A 20,512-nucleotide genomic window follows, 5' to 3' on the forward strand; every position below is an offset into this window, starting at 1 on the left:
CTTCGTTTATCGATCCAGAAATGCGACGCCGTCGGCGAACGGTGTCAGTCCATACCAGTTGGCGAGACTCTGGCCGAGATCCGCGAACGAACCGCGCACGCCCAGGCTGCCAGGCGCGACGCGCGCGCCGTACGCCAGCAGCGGCACATGTTCGCGCGTGTGATCCGAACCGGGCCACGTGGGATCGCAGCCATGATCGGCAGTGAGAATCAGCAGGTCGTCTGCGCGCATGAGCGGGTAAATCTGCGGCAGCAGCGCGTCGAAACGCTCCAGTTCCGTGGCGTAACCGGCCACGTTGCGGCGGTGCCCGTAAAGCTGGTCGAAATCGACCAGATTCGTCATCACGAGGCTCGATTCGGGCGCATCGCGCACGGCGTCGAGCGTCGCGCGCCAGAGCGCATCGAGACCATCGGCCTTGATCTTTTGCGTCACGCCCACGCCCGCGTAAATGTCCGAAATCTTGCCGATGGCGATCACTTCGCCGCCTGCATTCGCGAGCTTTTCCAGCACGGTCGGCGCGGGCGGCGGCACGGCCAGATCGCGGCGGTTGCCGGTGCGTTTGAAGTCGGCGCGGCTCGCGCCCGTAAACGGCCGGGCGATCACGCGGCAGATGTTGTAACGGTCGACTTCCTCGCGCGCGATCTCACAGAGCGCGTAGAGCCGCTCAAGCCCGAACGCCTCCTCATGGCAAGCGATCTGGAACACCGAATCGGCGGAGGTGTAGAAGATCGGCTTGCCGGTCGCGATGTGTTCCTCGCCCAGCGCCGTGATGATTTCCGTGCCCGATGCATGGCAATCGCCGAGGTAGCCCGGCAGGCCCGCGCGACGCACGAGCGTATCCAGCAGTTCGGGCGGGAACGTCTGCGTGGGCGGCGAGAAATAGCCCCAGTCGAAACGTACCGGCACGCCCGCCAGTTCCCAATGCCCCGACGGCGTGTCCTTGCCCGACGAAACCTCGCAGGCCGCGCCATAGGCGCCCACCAGCGCAGGCTGTGCGCTCATGCCATCGGGCAAGGTGCCGGTCGCCAGTTGGCTGGCGAGCGCGAGGCCGTGGCGCTCAAGGTTCGGCACCTTGAGCGGGCCGCTGCGTCCGGCGGTATCGCATTCGCCCTGTGCGCAGCGCTGCGCGATATGACCGAAGGTATTCGATCCCGTGTCGTTGAAACGCGCGGCGTCAGGCGCCGCGCCAATGCCTAGCGAATCCAGCACCAGTACGATTGCGCGCATGCAGGTCTCCCGCGCTCAATCGAGCAAGGCGTGAATCGTCGGCGGCAGCTCGCCCACCGAATCGTCAATCGAATAGGCGCGCTGCACTTCGCTCACGGCGCGCTTCGCGGCGTATTCGTCGCGTGCGTGCACGACGGCGAGCGGCTGCCCCTCTTCCACGCGTTCGCCCAGTTCGAGCAGCGCCGACAGACCCACCGAAAAATCGAGCGTATCGGTCGTCTTCATGCGGCCGCCGCCCAGCCCCACCACGGCGATGCCAAGCGCACGCGCGTCCACGCGCGCAATCGCTCCGGCGCGCGGCGCGGGCACCGGCACGATCACGTTGGCGCGCGCCAGATGCGCGTGCGGTCGCTCCAGCAGATCCGCCGGGCCGCCCAGCGCCTTCACCATGCGCGCAAAACGCTCGGCCGCCGCGCCCGATTCGAGCACCGCCAGCAGAAGCGCACGCGCGTCGGCCTCGTCCTTTGCGAGCTTGCCGATGATGAGCATCTGCGCCGCCAGCGCCATCGTCACTTCATGCAGACGCGCCGGGCGCGACTTGCCGGTGAGATAGTCGATCGCGCAGGCCACTTCCAGCGCATTGCCCGCGCAGGGCGCGAGCGACTGGCTCATGTCGGTGAGCGTGGCCGTCGTCTTCATGCCCGCGCCGTTGCCCACGTCGACGATGCTGCGCGCCAGTTCAACCGATTTTTCGTAGGTCGGCATGAACGCGCCCGAACCCACCTTCACGTCCATCGCCAGGCCGTCGAGGCCCGCCGAGAGCTTCTTCGAAAGAATCGACGCCGTGATCATCGACACCGATTCGACCGTGGCCGTCACGTCGCGCACCGCGTAGATGCGCTTGTCGGCGGGCGCAAGACGCGCGGTCTGGCCGATGATCGCCACGCCCACATCCTTGACCACGCGGCGGAACGTGTCGGTATCGGGCGCGACGTTGTAGCCCGGGATCGATTCGAACTTGTCGAGCGTGCCGCCCGTGTGGCCGAGACCGCGCCCCGAAATCATCGGCACGTAGCCGCCGCACGCGGCCACCATCGGCCCGAGCAGGAGCGAAGTCAGATCGCCGACGCCGCCGGTCGAGTGCTTGTCGACCACCGGACCATTCAGATTGAGCGCGCGCCAGTCGAGCACGTCGCCGGAATCGCGCTGCGCGAGCGTGAGCGCCACGCGCGCATCGATCGGTAATTCATTGAAGTAGACCGCCATCGCGAAGGCCGCGATCTGGCCTTCGGTCACGTAGCCGCTCGTCACGCCTTCGACGAATTGCGCGATTTCCTGCTTGTCGAGTGGCTGGCGATCGCGCACCTTGCGCACGAATTCCTGAGGCAGAAACATGGTTTGTTCTCCGAATGATGTGCGTTCAATAGGCTGCCGGACGCTGTGCGTCCTTGCCGTGGCCGAGCGTCGCCAGCAGGCTGCCAAGCAGCCCCGACGCGCCAAAACGGAATTTCGCCGGCACCGTGGAGCCGACGCCCAGTTCACGCTCCGCGAGCGCGAGATACGCGGCCGCCTCCTGCGCCGTGCGCACGCCGCCCGCCGCCTTGAAACCCACCGTGCGCCCCGCTTCGCGGATCGCCGCCAGCATGGCCGCCGCCGCGTCGAGCGTGGCGTTGACCGGCACCTTGCCGGTCGAGGTCTTGATGAAGTCCGCGCCCGCTTCGATGGCGATTTCGCTCGCACGGCGGATCAGTGCAGCGTCGCGCAGTTCGCCCCGCAGTTCACCTGTCTCCAGGATCACCTTGAGGCACTTGTCGCCCGCCGCCACGCGGCATTGCGCAACCAGTTCGCGGCCCACCTGCGCGTCTCCCGCGAGCAGCGCGCGATACGGGAACACCACGTCCACTTCGTCGGCGCCCAGCGCGATGGCCTCGGCAGTTTCGCGGGCCGCCGCCTGCGGATCGGCGGCGCCCGCGGGGAAGTTCGTGACCGTTGCGATCGGCAGCGCGAGGCCCTTTGCGGCCAGCGCCGCGCGCGCCGTGCCGACAAAGCGCGGAAACACGCACAGCGCCGTCGGCGTGCCCACGGGCGTATCGGCCGATGCGGCCAACGCCGCGATCGACGCGTCCGTGTCGTCGTCGTTGAGCGACGTGAGATCGATGAGATGCAACGCCTGCAATGCGCGCTCGGCGAGTTGGTTGCGTGTCAGTGCCTGGTCCATGAAAAGCCCGTCAGGAAAGAGAGAAAAACAGTCCGGCGATGGTCGCGCTCATGAGATTGGAGAGCGTGGCCGCAGCGAGCGCGCGCAGTCCGAAGCGCGCGACCTCGCCGCGCAGTTCCGGCGCGACGGCGGTGAAGCCGCCCGTCAAAATCGCGATCGACGAAAAATTGGCGAAACCGCACAGCGCGAACGAAACGATCGCGATGGTCTTGGGCGTGAGCAAGGGCAGCCCAGCCGCCACCACGTGCGCGCTGTCCTGCAGATACGGCGACAGCCCGCTGTATGCGACAAACTCGTTGAGAATCAGCTTCTGGCCGATGAAATTGCCGGCCACCACGGAATCCTGCCACGGCACGCCGATCATCCACGCGAGCGGTGCAAACAGCGCGCCAAGCAGCGATTGCAACGTGACGTGCGCAAAGCCGAGCCAGCCCGCCACCACGCCCACACCCGCATTGAGCAGCGCGATCAGGCCGATGAAGGCCACCAGCATGGTGCCCACGTTCACGGCGATCTTCATGCCCACGCTCGCGCCCGATGCGCCCGCTTCGATCACGCTGGTGGCGCGCTTCTCGTCGAATTCGAGCGCGCCGATATCCACATCGGTGGTCGCCACCGAAGGACACAGCATCTTGCCGAACAGCAGACCGCCGGGAATCGCCATGAACGATGCCGCCAGCAGATACTCCATCTTGACACCCAGGCCCGCATAGCCGGCCAGCACCGAGCCCGCCACGGACGCCATGCCGCTCGACATCACCGCGAAAATCTCCGGCCCCGACAGACGGCGCACGAAGGGTTTCACGAAGGCGGGCATCTCGCTCTGGCCCAGGAAAATCGTGGCCACCGCCGAGCAGCCCTCGGCGCGGCTCACGCCCAGCAGCTTCGACACCACCGTGCCGATAATCGCGATGATCCACTTCATCACGCCAAGGTAGTACAGCACGGCGATCAGCGATGTGACAAAGATGATCATCGGCAGCACGCGCAGGCCAAACGCGAAACCATCCGCGCCGAACAGCGCGAACATCTTGTCGCCGACCAGCCCGCCGAACAGGAAAGTCAGCCCGTGCTGGCCCATTTCGAGCACGCCGTTCACCGCCGTGGCGACCAGCGCCAGCACATGGCGGCCCATCGGCACGAACAGCACGAGCGCGCCAATCACGATCTGCGCCGCGAGCGCGGCCAGCACCGTGCGCGCACGCACCGCGCCGCGATCCATCGAGAGACAGTAGCCAAACACCAGCAGCACCAGAATGCCGCATAGACTGCGCAGGATATCCATATCGAATCCTAGAGGAATGAGGGCGTTGCGTTGGAGCCTTGCTTTAGAACCGGTAACCGACGCTGGCGTAATAGCCCCAGCCGGTCGAGCGGTTCTGGAAGGGTCCACTGCCAAAATTCAGCGTGCTGCCATTCCACTGTCCGCCGTTGTGGAAATAGCGCGCCGCGGTCCAGAAACGCCAGTGTTTGAACTCGTAGATCAACACGTTGGTCGACACGAATGCGGTATCGCTGCGCGTGTTGCCGCCGGTCTCTTCGGCCAGGCGCGAGCCGAAGTCGTAATTGAAAAAGCTCACGAAGGTGAGGTTGCCGCCGCTAAAAGTGCCGATCGGATAGGCAAGCTTCATCTGCGCGCGATAGCCGTCCCAGCTGTTCGCGTTGGCCGCGCCGTAGTTTTCCCACTGGCGGCGCACGTAGAAGTTCGCCGAGAGATAGACCGGCAGCGGCGTGGCGATATCGGTGCCCAGGCCCATATAGAGCGTGTTCTGGCGGCCCGACACGTTATGCCCCTGATCGTAGATCCAGTCGAACGCGGCGTACCACTCCTTGAACGGCCCGAAGCCCAGATGCTTGCCGAGCAGATCGTCGATGGACACGCGCGGCTCCTGCTCCGAGAAGAGCGGCGAGCCCTTGTTGGTGATACCCGTGTCGTAGCCATTGCCCACACCGAAGGCGCGCGGCACGTCGACGTAGCCGTACAAATCGAATGGCCCTTTGCGGCCGAAGTATTCGTACTCCAGATACACGTCGTTGGTCGTGTACGGGCCGAAGCGAATGTCCTTCGACCCGATCACGCCGATGCTCTGGTGCAGCCAGTCCGAGAGATAGCGCGGCGCGGGCTGCGAGGCCGCTGTGCCCATGACGGCGGTCGTATTCAGTTCAGGCGGCGTGCCGCCGCTTTCGGCCAGTGTGTCGGCGCGTGCTTGAGCGGCGCTCAATGCAAGCGCGAGCGCCGCTGCGGCCATCAGGCCGAATCGATGGGTACGACATGGCGATGCCTGCGGAGCTGTGCGCCACGGTCTCCTCCTTGGGTCCACGGTCTGCTTCCTTATCTGTCTTGAATATCTCATGCTTATGAGATCATCGGAACACAATTTGTTATGTTTATAACATTATCAAAAATGTGTGTCCCAGGAGAGTCAGGGAAAACCCAGAGGAATCGGCGGGATTGCGCGAGATTTGCGGTAGCGCAGACGCGGGAGGGATAGAGAGGACGGACGAATCGCTGAAACTCTTGGTGGGCCGGCACCGCGGCCTACCAGCGCTTTCTGCGAGAAGCTCTACCGGATCGCCGGCATCCGTCACAGCCGGTCGATGTTCGCGCTGCGCTGCATGAAGAGCATTGCGCCGATCGCGGTGTGAATGAAAAACAGCGGGCGCGTTGCAATCGTCGACACAATCGCTACCCGCCCGCAGTTCATGAGGCGCAAAACATTCGCGCCTACATTTCCATATCGTGCCTACCTTCAGGCCGACTGCTGCGCCAACGCCTGACGCAAGCTCAGCGGACGCATATCGGTCCACACTTTTTCGATGTGTTCGAGACAGGTCTGCTTGTTGCCCTGCACGCCCACCTTGCTCCAGCCCGCCGGCACTTCCTTGAAATCCGGCCAGATCGAATACTGTTCTTCGTGGTTGATGACCACCTGGTAGATCGCGTCGTCGTTATCGAAACTCATGGTTCACTTCTCCTGGTTAGCTTGACTGGGTGAGTCCGGGCAGCGATGCCGCCCGGAGCGGATTCATTGGCCCGGACGATAGGCTTCGAGACGCGCGCGGCAATGCATGGTCGCGTCGCGCACCATGCAATTGACGAGCGTCGACGATACGCCGAGGTGATCCGAGATTTCTCTCTGCGTATAGCCGTACACGTAGTACAGGCAAAACGCGGTGCGCGAGCGTTCGGGCAACGCGTCGAGCGCATCGGACAACATGCACATAGCCTGGCAATTCATGTTCGCCTGTTCCGGCGACGGCTCTTCGCACGCGACATCGAGCGCCGCTTCTTCCGGCGCGCAGTAGAAAGCTTCGAGATTCAGACGACGGCAACGGTCGATCGCATGATTGCGGACCATCCGAGCGATGTAGCCGCCCGGCTGCCGGATTTCGCCGAAGTCGTCGGCTTCTTCCAGCCTGAGCCAGATGTCGTGCACGACATCCTCGCCGCCGCGACGACAGCCGACGATGCGCGAAGCGGTATCGATCAGCGTGCGCCGGGATGTCATCAGCGCATGCGCTAGCGCCTGCTTCTGCATGGGCATCGGTTCCTGCATGATGGGACCTCTTCTCTGGTTCGTTCAAACGAATGGGATGGCGCGTGAAACGTTTGCAGGCGCGATTGCAAATGCTTGTGCAAAGACATCCGCAACGTGCGCCGCGCTCACGCGCCGTGCGCTTGCGCCATCGCGACGACGATCCGGCGCGGTCCCGAGAACGGCGCGCGTCCGTGCGTCATCAGCATGTTGTCGAGCATCATCACGTCGCCGCGTTGCCACGCGAAATCGAGCCGATGCGCGTCGTACACCGCGCGCACGCTGTCGAGTTCCTCGTCGGCGATCGGCGAGCCATCGCCGTAGTACACGTTGCGCGGCAGATCTTCTTCATCGACGATGTCGAGCAGGGCCTCGCGCGTCGTTTCTTCCAGCGCCGATACGTGGAACAGGTGCGCCTGGTTGAACCACACGTCCTCGCCGGTACGCGGATGACGCGCGACCGCCTGGCAGATCTGGCGCGTGCGCAGATTGCCGTCCTCCTTCCACTCCCACTCGATCTGATGCTTGCGGCAATACGCTTCGGCGACCGCGGTGTCTTCGGTGTTGAAGACCTTTTGCCACGTCAGATCGAGACCGCCGCCGTAATTGCGCACGTACATCAGCTTGCGGCTCGCAAAACGCTCGCGCAGCGCCGGGTCGATGCCCCGATACACGACGCGCGAATCGGCCACCGGCGTTTCGCCGCGATCGCCCGGTTGAACGTCGCAGTAGAACCAGATCATCATCGGCCAGTTGGTCGTGTAGGCCTGTTCGTTGTGCTGCGGAATCCATTGATGCGCGGGGTACTCGGTCGACGAATACACGCCCTTGTGCACTTCGCTGCGCGGCGTCGAACCGAATTCGTACGACAGCAGCGGCGAGCCGAAGCTCTTCGCGAATTCATGGAAGCGGTCGATGCTCATGTCCGCGAAACCGCGCAGCAGCACGCCGCCGTCGCGCGCGAGATGTTTCGCGATCGTTGCGTGCCAGCCGCGATCGAGGATGTCGCTGGCGTCGGCGGGTGCGTGCATCACGGGCAGGCGCGTGCCGCCCTTCTGGAACACGGTTTCGGCGAGCTGGATTTCAGCGGCTGCTTCCCGGATGTCGGTCGACATGCCTGGCTCCTGACTAAATTGAGTGAAAAGGTTCGCGCTGCAAAGCGTCGAAGGCGTCGATGACCGCCGCGAAAGCGGCAGCCGGATCGTCGCGGAGAAACAGGTGGCCGCCATCGACTTCACGGCCGGTCGTCGTCATGCTGGTCTCGTCTCGCCATGCCGAGAAGGCCGGCGCGAACGGGCAAGCGTGATCGTCGCGGCCGGCCAGCACATGAATCGGCACGGCCAGCGGCGCGCGTTTGCGATAGCGGTAATCCGCGCACAACTGAAAATCGTTGCGCACGATCGGCAACATCAATTCGCGCAGTTCGGCGTGCTCCCATGCGGGATCGCTACCGCTGATGCCGAACAGCGTGTCGAGCACCTGCTGGTCGGCGCAACGCCGCCAGTCGATGCCCGACAACCGGTGATCCTCGCGCGGCGGCCGCGTCGCCGACACGATCAGCAGCGCGGGCGCCGGCATGCCGTGCGCACGCAGCCGATGCGCAAGCTCGAACGCGAGCAGCGCGCCCATGCTGTGCCCGAACAACGCGTACGGCTGACGCGCATACGGCGTGACCTGCGCATACAGCCGGTCGAGCAACGGCGCCCAGTCGGCGACCAACGGTTCGCCCCATTGCGCGCCGCGTCCGGGCAAGGCCATCGGCGTGACGCGCAACGCGGCGGGCGCAAGCGTTCGCCACGGCTTGAATACCGCCGCGCTACCGCCTGCAAAGGGCAGGCAGAACAGATTCAACGCGACGCTCACAGCAGGAATGCCGCAACGGCAGGCGCGCAGGCGAAACGAATCAATGCAGGCTGTCGATGCGTCATCGAATGCAACTCTCTCTGTGAAATCATCTTTGCAAATGATACTGATAATGATTCGTATTTAAAAGTGTTCACCCCAGGCATGTCAAGTGACGTTTCCTTGAATGCTTGTGCCCCACATGCAAAAAGGGCTCCGAAGCGCCCTCTTCTGTTTGCATCGTGCTGCTATCGCGGACCAAAGTGTTCGAAGTAAGTCTCGCGAGCGAGACTGACGAGGGCTGCGCGTTTATGCGGAAAGTCGAATTCCTTCTGCTTCACGCCGCCCTGTTCCTGCATGTAGTCGATCCAGCGCGCATTATCGATACGCGGTTCGCCGTAAATCGTTTGAGTGCGCGGTTCATCGAGGAACACGTAATGGAATAGCGAACGCAACCACGCTTCGAGCTTCGCCGGCCCTTGATGACGGCGATTGCCCACCAGAATATGGATGCCGCGGTCGTAATCGCCGGCATTGCAGAACGGTGACAGACGATCTTCCTTCACCCAGTACACCTCGAAGTATGCGAACGGCTCGCCGTTAAAGCAGCCGAACAGCGTCTGCGTGTGCGGGTCGGCTTCCTGATCGGCGAGAAAGCGCGCGTGTGTCATGGTGTCGTCGGCCTGATCCCAGACCTTCGCGACGTTCGGCAGATTCATCCAGCGATTAAACAGTTCGAGGTCCTGCTCGCCCTGGATCGTGCGCAGCGAAAACATCAGATCGAGATGCGGAAGCTGCCGCTCGTAGACGACGCCGCGCGGCTTGGGCGGTCGCACCGGATGCCGGTGATGATTCGTCAGCGTGTAGCGTTGCGCGAAGCCGCGGCTCGGCGTGGTCCGCAGCCACATCGCCGGATGCTGCCAGAAACTCGCGCGGCGGCAGCGCAGACGGCAGCCGCCGGAGGTTTCCTCGATCTCGTCGAAGATGCCGTTGCGCACGGCATCGACGGCCCATGCGCGGTTCACCGGCAACGTAATCTCGATTGTCGATACCTGCGCCGGACGCGCGAAATACTCGGCCAGCAGCGGCAGAAAAATTTCCGGCGGCTGACGGCCGATGCTTTGCGCGTCGCCGGGATTGTCGATCGACACGTGCGCGGTATCGAAGCGCGCGCTCAGCAGCGCCTGCGCTTCGCCGTCGACGTGCAGCGCCACGCTGCCGCCCGCGAGTACCTGCACGCAGCACACGCGGCCATCGGGCAATGTGTGGGAAAACGAGGAAAATTCATTGCCGCCCGCGCCGACGATATCGATCGTCGAGGAGATCGGCGCATCGCTTGCAGCCTGGTCCATGATGGTGTTCCGTTGATAGTCAAAAATAGGCGCCGGGCGTTCAATCGACGCTCAGGTGCCGTATGTGTCTTTCCGATGCCGCCGCGCTCAACTCACGCTCAGCTCACGCTCAAGCCACGCTCAAGCCACCGCATGCGTGCGCTGTTGCGCGAGCGCTTCGTACGCGTCATGCAGCGACGCGCAGATCTCCGCCGAGCGCGTCGCGAGAATCGACAGCAGCGTGTCGCTCAAACCGTGCGTCGCCTCGCAGCCGCCTTGCAGCCAGATGCCTGGCAGGAAGTCGTCGCGCGCTTCGATGCGGTAATCGCGGCCGACCTTGAACTCGCCGAGATACGGCGCGAGCCCTTCGAGCAGACGGCGATGATCGTCGCGGCGATAGCCCGTCGCGGCCACCACCACATCGAACTCGCTGGTTTCAGCGACATTGCGCGCGAGGTCCTCGAAGGTCAGCGCGAGACCGTGACGCCCCGGTGCCGCGGCGGTCAACTGACGTTGCGTGAGCAGGGCGTGACGCGGCTGCGCGCTCACCTTCTGCATGTAGAAGAGTGCGTAGAGACGTTCGAGCAGATCGACATCGACCACCGAATAGTTGGTGCCGCGGTATTCGTCCAAGAACCGCTGGCGCGCTTGCGGCGTGCGGTGATAGATCGAATCGGTGAAGTCCGCGTGGAAGATCTCGTTGACGAACGGGCTGTCGTCGGCGGGCTTGAGCGCGCTGCCGCGAATCACCAGCGTCACGTCGAGATCGTCGTCGAGGCTGCCGCGCTGTACGAGGTCCTGGAAAATCTCCGCGCCGCTTTGCCCGCCGCCCAGCACGGCCACGCGCACGCGGCGGCCGGCCGCCTGCGCTTCGGCGCGGCTCGCGCGCAACGCCGTGTCGATTTCCGGCAGATAGCCGGACGAATGCACGAGCCGGCGCGCGGCCGGCGAGTTCTGCCCGGCGAGCGCCGCAAGCGGCGCCGGCAGCGACGGACGCCCGCCCACCGCCATCACCAGATTCGACGCGAGGCGCGTGGTCTCGCTGCCGTCCGCGCGACGCGACACGACTTCCAGCGCGCGCACCTTGCCGCCCGCGCTGCGCGGCTTCACGCTCAGCACCGCCTCGCCGTAATGCACCTGATCGTTGAACGACGACGCGGCCCAGCGCAGATAACCGTCGTACTCGATGCGGGTCGGCAGGAAGCTGCGCAGGTTCACGAAATCTTCGAGACGCCCCTGCGTTTGCAGATACTGAAGGAACGAAAACGGGCTGCATGGATTGCGCAACGTGACGAGGTCCTTCAAAAACGAAATCTGCATGCGGCTGTCCTGCAGCAGCATGCCGCTATGCCAGGCGAAGCCGTGCTTCTTTTCGATGAAGCCGGTCTTCAGACGACGGCCATTGGCACGGGCCTGCTCGTCGAGCGCGATGGCGAGCGCCAGGTTCGAGGGACCGAAACCGATGCCGAGCAGGTCGAGCGCCGGCAGAGAAACAGGATGATCGACGGCCATGCTTACGCACTCCTTCTGGAAATGATTCGGAATGGAGCGGCCGCTCATTGCGGCCTTCCGTTGTCTACTGAATCGATGTCGCCGACCGTGGCGCTGCCCGCGCGCAAACGCGCGCCGACAGCATCCAGTACCGACGGGTGATGAACGATGGCCGCGTGTGTCGTCGCGGGCGCGGCGACGGTGTGCGCGACGCCGCTGGTCATGACGCGCCACGCGGTGGCGTCGCGGCGCGCCGCGTCGTTGCCGCTGACGTGCCACACGTCGATGTCGGCACGCACATGCGCCGCGCGACGGCTCGTCAGCAAACGACGCTGCAAACGCACCACCTCGACGAGGCTGAGCAATGTGGCCTGTTCGTCGGCGTCGATGAGGCCCGCGGCGCGCGCGCTGTCGAGCAGCGCGGCGGGGTCGTCGCCGGTTGCGTGCAGCGTGTCCAGCGCGGCCGCGCGTTGCGGCGAACGCGGCGCGAGGTAGTCGCGCAGCGTGTCGAGATCGAGCACGCTCGCGTTGCAATCGACCGGCGCGGGGTCCGGATCGGTATCGAGCACGCCGAGCCAGGCGACCGTTTCGCCCGCGCGTTCGAGCGCCTGCGCGATGTGCGCGGCGAGCAGACCGCCGAGCGACCAGCCGAGCAGACGATACGGACCGTGCGGTTGCGCGGCGCGAATTCGCGCGACATAGTCGGCGATCCACGCGGCGAAGTCGGCGGGTTGCCAGTGTGCATCCGTGTAGCGCGGCGACTGCACGCCGATCGCGCGCACGTCGCACGGCAACGCGGCGGCGAGCGGCGCATAGCCGTTGACGAGACCGAAGCCCGGATGAATGCAGAACAGCGTCGTGGCCGCGGTCTTCGGCGCGGCGTTCAATGCGACCAGGTTGCCGGGCCAGTCCGCCGCGCCTTCTTCGATCGCCGCGGCAAGCGCGGCGGGCGTGCGTTGCACGAACAGCATTTCGAGCGAGCACGCGCCGACGCCGGCCGCGCGCAATTGCGCCATCACGCGCATCGCCGCGAGCGAGTCGCCGCCGAGCTGGAAGAAGTCGTCGTCGATGCCGATCGCGCGTTGTCCCAGCACGCGCTGCCATGTATCCACGAGCGTCGCTTCGAGCGGGGTGCGCGGGGTGCGCAGCGCGGCTGCGGGTGCGGCTTCGGCCGCGCACGCATCGGCGAGCGCACGGCGGTCGAGCTTGCCGTTCGGCGTCTGCGGCAGGGCCTGGCACACGCGCCATACCGTCGGCACCATGTGCGACGGCAACGCCGCCGATACCGCTTGCTGCAAGGCGTCGAGCGCGAGTCCGGCGCCATCGGCCGGCACCAGCGCGCCGGCAAGACGGGCGGCCTGGCCGTCGCCGTCGAGCAATACAACGGCGGCGTCGCGCACACCGGGTTGCGCACGCAGCACGGCTTCGATCTCGCCGATTTCGATGCGATGGCCGCGCAGCTTCACCTGCTGGTCGAGACGGCCGAGGTAACGCAATTGGTCATCCATGTCGACGCGGCACGCGTCGCCGGTGCGGTACAGACGCGCGCCCGGCTTGCCGAACGGATCGGGCACGAAGCGCTCGGCTGTCAGCGCGGCGCGCCCCAGATAGCCGCGCGCCAGATTCTCCCCGCCGATGTACAGCTCGCCCGCGCCGCCTCGCGGCACTTGATGACCGTGCGTGTCGAGCACGCGCAACACGGTATGGTCGATCGGTGCGCCGAGCGTGATCGGCGCTGTGCCGTCGATGCGCGCCACGCTCGACCACACGGTCGTTTCTGTCGGCCCGTACATGTTCCACAACGTGACGCCGCGTGCGCGCAGCGCCACGGCGAGATCGTGCGCGAGCGCTTCGCCGCCGCACAGCGCGCGGAACCCGGCGCTCGCTTGCCAGCCGGTGGCAAGCAGTAGTTTCCAGCCGCTCGGGGTGGCCTGCATCACGCTTGCGCCGGTCTGCACGAGACGCGCGGCAAGGCGCTCGCCATCCACCACGTCGGCGCGCGTCGCGATCTCGACACGCGCACCGAGCAGCAGCGGCGCGTACGCTTCGAGCGCGAAGATGTCGAACGACGGCGACGTGACGGACAACAGTATGTCGTCACGTGTCAGACCGGGCGCGCGGGTCATCGACTGGAGGAAGCGGTCGAGCGCGCCGTGGCTGATCGCGACTCCCTTCGGACGGCCGGTCGAGCCCGATGTGTAGATCACATAGGCCAACTGGTCGGCCAGCAGCGCCGGCAGATCCGGTGCTGCCGTGCCGCCGACGTCGCTGACATCGCTGACATCGTCAGCCTCGCGGCTCGCGGTCTCGACGTCGATCAGCTTCAGGCCGTCGAACAGCGAACCGGGATCGGCAAAGCGCGCGCGCGTAACGGCATCGGTGACGACGCTCTGAATGCCGGCGTCCTCGATCATCAGTTGCAGACGGCTGGCCGGATAGTCGGGGTCGAGCGGCACATAGCACGCGCCGCTTGTCAGCACGCCGAGCAACGCGAGCGGCAGTTGCTCCGAACGCGCGACGCACACGCCGACGCGCGCTTCGCGTTGCACGCCTGCAAGCAGCAGATTGCGCGCGAGCGCCTGGGAACGGGCGACCAGCGTACGGTAGTCGAGCTGCTTGTCACCACAGGCGATCGCAATGCGCGCGCCATCCAGCGATGCAATTTGCGCGACGCGTGCAGGCAATGCGCCGGCAGGCTCGATCGCGAAAGGTGGCTTGTTTGCATCACCGTTTGCATCACTGTTTACATGCGCCGGAGCAAAGCCATTCGTCGATGCATCGCCCGACGTTGCATGGTGCGCCTGATGGCGCACACCGATCGCGCCGACCATCGTCGCATTTGCGACGCTCGCCGCCTCGGCCAGTTGCGTCAGCAAGTCGAGATAATCCGCCGCGAGCCGCCCAATGGTCGCGCGATCGAGATGCTCGCCATCCCACGCCCATTCGAACGACAGCGCCTGACCCGGCGTCACGCTCAGCGTCAGCGGATAGTGCGTGCGGTTGACCGCCGCCGCCGCGCTGACCGTCAGGCCGCCCGCTTCGGCAACGCCATCCTCGCGACGCTCGCCCGTGTCGTAGTTCTCGAAAACAAGCAGCGTGTCGAACAACGCGCTGCCGCCGCGTCCCAGCCAACGCTGCACCTGCGCGAGCGACACATGCTCGTGCTCGCGCAGTTCCGCATTCGCGCGTTGCAGATCGCGCAGCCAGTCCGCCGCCGCGCGATCGGCCGGCACACGCACGCCGAGCGGCAAGCTGTTGATGAAGAGCCCGAGCATCGCGTCGATGCCGGGCACGCGTTCGTTGCCCGCGCTGCGTCCCGATGTCGTCACGCCGAACATCACCGCGTCCCGGCCGCCATAGCGCGCGAGCAGCAGCGCCCAGCCGCCCTGGATCAGCGTATTGAGCGTGACCTGCGCGCGCTGCGCGGCAGCACGCAGCGCCTGCTCGACCTCGGCCGACACGCGCTGTTCGACATGGAACAACCCTTGACGCGGCTGCGCGGTGCGGCCGAACGCGGCCTCAAGCATCACCGGATCGTCGAAGCCGTCGAAGCGTTCGCGCCACACGGCCTGCGCCGCCTCCTCCGAACCTTGCGCACCGAGCCACGCGACGTAGTCGCGATAGCGTCCCGGCGGCGCAAGCCGCGCGGTCTCGCCGCGCTTCGCCGCCGCATAGTGCGCGCCGACTTCGTCGAGCAGACGCGAGCTGCTCCAGCCATCGGTCAACGCGTGATGACTGGTCCAGATCAGATCGTGCGCGCCGTCCGGACGCGCGAACACGTTCACGCGCATCAGCGGCGCGCTTTCGATCTCGACGCCTTGCGCGAGATCCTCCGCGCACCATGCATGCAGACGATCGTCGTAGCGCACGCCGTTGTGTTCGCCGTGCCATGCGTGGAAGGCCACCGGCAATTCGGCGTGGCGATAGACCACTTGAAGCAACTCGCCGTCGCCGCGATAACGGAACGCGGTGCGCAGCACGTCATGACGCGCGAGCGTTGCGCGCCACGCATCGGCGAGGCATTCGGCGTCCAGCGCGCCGTTCAGCGTCAAGCGTAATTGATTGACATAGGTGCCGCTGCCCTGACGCAGTTGCGCGTGGAAGATCAAGCCTTGCTGCAACGGCGTCGCGGGATAGATGTCGTCGACCTTATCGAGCGGCAGCGCGAGCGCGCGCAGACCTGCTTCGTCGAGACCGGACAGCGGGAAATCCGCCGATGTCGCCGCGCGCGGCGCGCTCGCGCAGTGATCGATCAAGGCTCGCAGATGCGTGTCAAACGCAGTGGCGAGCGCATCGGCGACGGCCGGCGTCAGCGCACCGGGCACATGCCGCCATTCGATCGACAACGCGCCATCGACGATCCACGCGTTGAACGCGAGCGCATGTCCGCAGCGTTCGAGCGGACTCGCGGCCCGACCCGCATGTTCGTCGGCGGCGATACGCATGCGGCCTCGATCCGCATCGTCGCTCTGACCGAACTGGCCAAGATAGTTGAAGCTCACCTGCGCGCGCGGCAACGCGGCGATGGCCGCTCGTTCGGCCGCGCCGCCGAGGTATTCGAGCACGCCGTAATGCAGCCCCTTGTTCGGCACGCCGCGCAGCGCGGTCTTCACGGCGGCCAGTGTTTGCACGCCGTCGTCGTGCGTCGCTTCGAACCAGACCGGGTAGCGCGTCGTGAACCAGCCGACCGTACGCGTCAGGTCGACGCCGTCGATCACGTCTTCGCGGCCGTGGCCTTCCAGCTCCACCAGCACGCCTCGCGTTTTGCTCCAGCGCGCAAGCGTGTCGACCAGCGCGGCGAGCAGGACTTCGTCGATGCGCGTGCGGTACGCGCCCGGCACGTCCTGCAACAACGCACGGGTTCGTGCGGCGTCGAGCCGACGCAGAATCGTGCGGCTCGCGCCGAGCGTGCTGTCGATGTCGTCGAGACGCGCCGTGAGCGGCAAACCGCCGGCTGCGCGGGTTGCGTCGTCCCAGTTCGCGGTGTTCGACCATTGCGTGCGCCAGTACGTTATTTCGCTGCGTACTGCGTCACGCTGCGCATGCGCCGACAACGCCGCCGTCCATTCGCCCCAGCTGAGACCCGGCGCGGGCAACGTGATGGGGCGGCCAGCCAGCGCCTGTTCGTAGGCGTCGCCGAGATCTTCCAGCAGCACGCGCCAGGATACGCCGTCGATACTCAGGTGATGCACGACCAGCAGCAGACGCGATTGGCCGCCCGGTACATCGAACAACACCGCGCGCCATACCGGACCTTGCGCGAGATCGAGCGACGCTTGTATCTGCGCGCCGCGGGTGGACATGGCGGCTTGCCAGTCGCTTGCTTCGCGCAGATCGACGTAGTCCACCGTGCCTGTTTCGGACGCTGCGCAGCGTTGAGTCCAGCGGCCTGTCGCTGCGGCATCGACGTTGCCGTTGTTGCCTTCGCGCGTGAAGCGCAGACGCAGCGCGTCGTGACTGCTCATCACGGTTTGCACGGCGGTACGCAACGCATCCAGCGACAGACGCTCGTTCGCGGCGAGCAGCATCGATTGATTCCAGTGATTCGGACCGCCCGGATGCTCGGCGAAAAAGCGCGCCTGAATCGGCGTGAGCGGCAGATTGGCCAATGCGTTCGCCGCAGCGTTCGATGCATTCACCGCAGCACCCGAACCCGAGGCCGAAGCCGAGGCCGCGCCGCTCGCACGCGGCGCTTTCGGCGTCACAGGACGCGCAACCGCCGCGGCCGCTTCGATCGTCGGATGATCGAAGACCTGCTTCGGCGTGAGCCCGAGCCCAGCTTGCCGGGCCTTCGCGATGATCCGCAGGCTGAGAATCGAGTCGCCGCCGATCTCGAAGAAGTTATCCGTAACGCCGATATCCTCGCGGCCGAGCGCGGCCTGCCAGATCGCCAGCAGTGTCTTTTGCGCATCCGTGCGCGGCGCGACGACGGCGCGCGCATCGGCGCCCACGCCCGCTTCCATTGGCGTCAGCGCGCGACGGTCGATCTTGCCGTTCGCCGTGAGCGGCAACACGTCGAGCACGGTGAAGGTGTCGGGCACCAGCGCATCCGGCAAGGTCTGCGCGAGCGCCGCGCGCAACACGTCGGCGCGCAGGTCGATCCCGCTGGCGAACGCGTGCAGTTGCACGCGGCCCGCGTCGTCCTCACGCGCAATCACGATGCCGTCGCGCACGCCGGGCAATGCGCGCAGGCACGCGCCGACTTCTTCCGGCTCGACGCGGTAGCCGCGAATCTTCACCTGATCGTCGCGACGGCCGAGGAACACAAAGCGTCCCTGTTCGTCGATACGGCCGCGATCGCCGGTGCGATACACGCGCGCGCCGTGACCCGACGGATCGGGAACGAAGCGCTCGGCGGTCAGCCCCGGCCGCCCCGCATAACCGCGCGCCACCGACGCGCCGCCGATACAGATTTCGCCATAGGCCGCGTCGCCCGCGGGATTGCCGTGCGCGTCGAGCAACTGCACGTTCGCGTGCGGCAGCGGATACCCGAGCGGCAGGCTCGCGAGATCGGCGGCGGGCTTGCGCCACGTCAGCGCGCCGACGGTGGTTTCGGTCGGGCCGTAATGATTGAGCACCACGCAGTGCGGCGCGAGCGTCGCGATGCGCTCGATCAGCGCACCGCTCGCGGCCTCGCCGCCCAGCACGAGGCAGCGCGCGGGCAGCACCTGCTCGGGTTGCGCGGCCTGCAGCAAGCCGCCGAGATGCGACGGCACGATCTTCAGGATGTCGATGCGATGACGGCGCAGATAATCGCCGCATGCGTCGGGGTCGAAGCTCAAGGCTTCGGCGGGCATATGCAGCGTCCAGCCGGCCCATAGCGCGCCGAACAGCGTCGTGTGACCGAGGTCGGCGGCGGGCGTCGACAGGCATGCCGCGCGTTCGATGCCATCCGGCACGCGCGTGAGCAACGCGTCGAGATAGGCGCTCAGCGCGTCGTGCGCGATCATCACGCCCTTCGGACGGCCGGTCGAGCCGGAGGTATAGATCAGGTACGCGAGCTGGCCGGGGAGCGGCAAGGCGATGTCGAGGTTCGATGCTGCGTTGTCATCCGATACCGCCAGAGCATCCGCCGGATCGATCCGCGTCGTACCGGACGGCAGCCACGCATCGGCATCGTCTCGCGCGATCGCGCACTGCGCGTGACTATCGCTCACCTGCCACGCGAGACGCCCGGCGGGCGCGGCGATATCGAGCGGCACATAAGCGCCGCCCGCGCGCCACACCGCCAGCACGCCGAGCACGAACTCGACGCCGCGCGGCAACACGAGCGCCACGCGCGACTCGCGCTTCACGCCGGCATCGACAAGACGCTGCGCGAGTCGTCCGGATGCGTTCCACACCGCGCGCCAGTCGAGCGATTGCGCGCCGTCCGCCAGCGCTTGGGCATCGGGCCGCGTGCGCACGATTTGCGCGATGCGAGCCAGCAAGGTGTCGCCGGCAGCGAGCGGCGCATAGGGTGCCGATGCGCGCGGCGCCGACTGCGCGTCGTTCACGGCATCCCCATTCGCGGCATCCCCATTGGCGGCCGCCTGCGCGCGCAATCCCAGCTCGCCCAACGCTCGCTCCGGCTGGGCGGCAAACGCCGCCAGCACATCGCGCAACTGCGCGCCGATCACTTCGATGGCCGCGTGCGTGAAGCGTCGCGTGTCATACGCGAGCACGTATTCGAACTGCGCGCCCGGCGCGACGATCAGACTGAGCGCATAGGGGTTGCGGCCATCGGTATAACGCATGCCGGGCTCGTGAATATCAGCCGCGCCCAGCATCCGGACCTGCAGATCGCCCGCACGCGCGCCGCTCGAATCGACCGGATAGTTCTCGATCACGACGATGCTCTCGAACAAGGCGCGTCCGCCGTTCGCCACCGCCTGGATGCGCGCGAGCGGCACATGCTCGACCGCGCGCAACGCAAACGACCGCGCCTGTTGCGCGCGCACCCAGTCGCCGACCGATTGCGATGCCGACAGGCGCACCGGCATCGGCACCGTGTTGATGAACACGCCGACCATCGCGTCCATGCCGTCGATCTCGGCCGGCCGGCCCGCCGCCGTCACGCCGAACACGGCTTCCTCGCGATCCGCGCGACGCGCGAGCAGGAACGCCCACGCCGCCTGCACGACCGAGCCGAGCGTCACGCGCTGCGTGCGCGCGAATTCGACCAGCGCCGCGCTCGCGGCCGGATCGAGACGCAGGCGTAGCTCCGCATAGCGACGCCGCGCATCGCTCTGCGCGGTGCTTGCGGGCAGTGGCGTCGGCACGTCGAGGCCGGCGAGCGCGGCGCACCAGCGCGCCTCGGCGGCGTCGCGGTCCTGCGCGTCGAGCCAGCTGCGATACACCTTCAAACCCGGCGCGGGCGCAAGCGGCTCGCCAGGCCCGGCACTGCGCGCGGCATAACGCGCCATCACTTCGCGCAGCACGATCGGCAGACTCCAGCCGTCGAGCTGCACGTGATGCATGCGCCACACGAACCAGAAGCGCTGCTCCGCCACCCGGATCAATTGCAGTTGCAACGAGGCCGCACGCGCCAGATGAAAACCTTCCGCGCGCCGTGCGTCCCAAGCCTGCGCGAGACGCGCGTGCTGATCCGCTTCGCTCAGCCCGCGCCAATCGTCACATTCGCAAGCGGCATCGGTTTCGCGGTAGACGATCATCGCGGGCTGCGCGAGTCCTTCCCAGCGGAAATCCGCGCGCAGAATCTCGTGACGCGCGACCACGTCGCGCCACGCGCCGTCGAATGCGTCGATCGACAGCGCGCCTTCCAGTTCGAACACGTATTGCGAGTAATACGGATCGTCGCTGCCCGCCTGCAATGCCTGGGTCAACAGGCCCGGTTGCACGCCGAGCAGACGGTGCACGGATTCGATGTTGCTCTTGCGACGGAAATCCGGGTTCGTCGTCATGATGGCTTCACTCATAAATGAGAA

At 66.2% G+C, this 20,512-nt stretch carries 12 protein-coding genes and 1 pseudogene; 1 reads left to right on the forward strand and 12 read right to left on the reverse strand.

Features of this window, described 5'->3' with window-relative positions:
• Nucleotides 1-6 precede the first annotated feature (6 nt).
• From F4827_RS08540 to F4827_RS08560, 5 genes are read right to left on the reverse strand one after another with little or no spacing between them, the layout of a single operon-like run.
• Nucleotides 7-1,227, reverse strand: a complete 1,221-nt coding sequence (locus tag F4827_RS08540; RefSeq protein ID WP_183723561.1) for a phosphopentomutase — start codon at nt 1,225-1,227, stop codon at nt 7-9.
• A 15-nt stretch (nt 1,228-1,242) separates the two neighbouring features.
• Nucleotides 1,243-2,562: a thymidine phosphorylase gene (gene deoA, locus F4827_RS08545; RefSeq protein WP_183723562.1), complete on the reverse strand. Its 1,320-nt coding sequence runs from the start codon at nt 2,560-2,562 to the stop codon at nt 1,243-1,245.
• 25 nt (nt 2,563-2,587) lie between these two features.
• On the reverse strand, nt 2,588-3,385 hold the full coding sequence (deoC, locus tag F4827_RS08550) for a deoxyribose-phosphate aldolase (RefSeq protein ID WP_183723563.1): 798 nt from the start codon (nt 3,383-3,385) through the stop codon (nt 2,588-2,590).
• Nucleotides 3,386-3,395: 10 nt separating this feature from the next.
• On the reverse strand, nt 3,396-4,670 hold the full coding sequence (locus tag F4827_RS08555) for a NupC/NupG family nucleoside CNT transporter (RefSeq protein ID WP_183723564.1): 1,275 nt from the start codon (nt 4,668-4,670) through the stop codon (nt 3,396-3,398).
• Between the two features lie 43 nt (nt 4,671-4,713).
• Nucleotides 4,714-5,634, reverse strand: coding sequence for a nucleoside-specific channel-forming protein Tsx (locus tag F4827_RS08560; RefSeq protein ID WP_183723565.1), 921 nt, complete (start codon nt 5,632-5,634; stop codon nt 4,714-4,716).
• A 279-nt stretch (nt 5,635-5,913) separates the two neighbouring features.
• Here F4827_RS08560 and F4827_RS35155 point away from each other — a divergent pair.
• A pseudogene (locus F4827_RS35155) lies at nt 5,914-6,031 on the forward strand (AsnC family transcriptional regulator); the annotation flags it as partial.
• Nucleotides 6,032-6,135: 104 nt separating this feature from the next.
• On the opposite strand, the gene F4827_RS08565 reads toward F4827_RS35155, so the two are convergent.
• The 7 genes from F4827_RS08565 to F4827_RS08595 form a co-directional block, all read right to left on the reverse strand.
• On the reverse strand, nt 6,136-6,348 hold the full coding sequence (locus tag F4827_RS08565; RefSeq protein WP_183723566.1) for an MbtH family NRPS accessory protein: 213 nt from the start codon (nt 6,346-6,348) through the stop codon (nt 6,136-6,138).
• Between the two features lie 63 nt (nt 6,349-6,411).
• A complete protein-coding gene (locus F4827_RS08570; RefSeq protein WP_183723567.1) occupies nt 6,412-6,942 on the reverse strand; it encodes a sigma-70 family RNA polymerase sigma factor in 531 nt (176 codons plus the stop codon).
• Nucleotides 6,943-7,049: 107 nt separating this feature from the next.
• The gene (locus F4827_RS08575) at nt 7,050-8,036 is read right to left on the reverse strand and encodes a TauD/TfdA family dioxygenase (RefSeq protein ID WP_183723568.1); all 987 of its coding nucleotides are present in this window, start codon (nt 8,034-8,036) and stop codon (nt 7,050-7,052) included.
• 13 nt (nt 8,037-8,049) lie between these two features.
• A complete protein-coding gene (locus F4827_RS08580) occupies nt 8,050-8,784 on the reverse strand; it encodes a thioesterase II family protein (protein WP_183723569.1) in 735 nt (244 codons plus the stop codon).
• A gap of 227 nt (nt 8,785-9,011) precedes the next feature.
• Nucleotides 9,012-10,115 carry a GNAT family N-acetyltransferase gene (locus tag F4827_RS08585; protein WP_183723570.1) on the reverse strand — a complete coding sequence of 368 codons (1,104 nt, stop codon included), beginning with the start codon at nt 10,113-10,115 and terminating at the stop codon, nt 9,012-9,014.
• A gap of 120 nt (nt 10,116-10,235) precedes the next feature.
• A complete protein-coding gene (locus F4827_RS08590; protein WP_260175062.1) occupies nt 10,236-11,654 on the reverse strand; it encodes a lysine N(6)-hydroxylase/L-ornithine N(5)-oxygenase family protein in 1,419 nt (472 codons plus the stop codon).
• The gene (locus tag F4827_RS08595) at nt 11,651-20,503 is read right to left on the reverse strand and encodes a non-ribosomal peptide synthetase (RefSeq protein ID WP_221303636.1); all 8,853 of its coding nucleotides are present in this window, start codon (nt 20,501-20,503) and stop codon (nt 11,651-11,653) included. Before F4827_RS08595 ends, F4827_RS08590 begins: the two co-directional genes overlap by 4 nt.
• Nucleotides 20,504-20,512 lie beyond the last annotated feature (9 nt).

Origin of the sequence: Paraburkholderia bannensis (genome assembly GCF_014200455.1) — a bacterium.
Taxonomy (GTDB): domain Bacteria; phylum Pseudomonadota; class Gammaproteobacteria; order Burkholderiales; family Burkholderiaceae; genus Paraburkholderia; species Paraburkholderia bannensis_A.

Coding starts and splice junctions, on each gene's coding strand:
- F4827_RS08555 (WP_183723564.1), bottom strand. CDS start 4,670: ATGGATATCCTGCGCAGTCTATGCGGCATTCTGGTGCTGCTGGTGTTT.
- F4827_RS08595 (WP_221303636.1), bottom strand. CDS start 20,503: ATGAGTGAAGCCATCATGACGACGAACCCGGATTTCCGTCGCAAGAGC.
- deoA (WP_183723562.1), bottom strand. CDS start 2,562: ATGTTTCTGCCTCAGGAATTCGTGCGCAAGGTGCGCGATCGCCAGCCA.
- deoC (WP_183723563.1), bottom strand. CDS start 3,385: ATGGACCAGGCACTGACACGCAACCAACTCGCCGAGCGCGCATTGCAG.
- F4827_RS08560 (WP_183723565.1), bottom strand. CDS start 5,634: ATGGCCGCAGCGGCGCTCGCGCTTGCATTGAGCGCCGCTCAAGCACGC.
- F4827_RS08585 (WP_183723570.1), bottom strand. CDS start 10,115: ATGGACCAGGCTGCAAGCGATGCGCCGATCTCCTCGACGATCGATATC.
- F4827_RS08590 (WP_260175062.1), bottom strand. CDS start 11,654: ATGAGCGGCCGCTCCATTCCGAATCATTTCCAGAAGGAGTGCGTAAGC.
- F4827_RS08540 (WP_183723561.1), bottom strand. CDS start 1,227: ATGCGCGCAATCGTACTGGTGCTGGATTCGCTAGGCATTGGCGCGGCG.
- F4827_RS08575 (WP_183723568.1), bottom strand. CDS start 8,036: ATGTCGACCGACATCCGGGAAGCAGCCGCTGAAATCCAGCTCGCCGAA.
- F4827_RS08570 (WP_183723567.1), bottom strand. CDS start 6,942: ATGCAGGAACCGATGCCCATGCAGAAGCAGGCGCTAGCGCATGCGCTG.
- F4827_RS08565 (WP_183723566.1), bottom strand. CDS start 6,348: ATGAGTTTCGATAACGACGACGCGATCTACCAGGTGGTCATCAACCAC.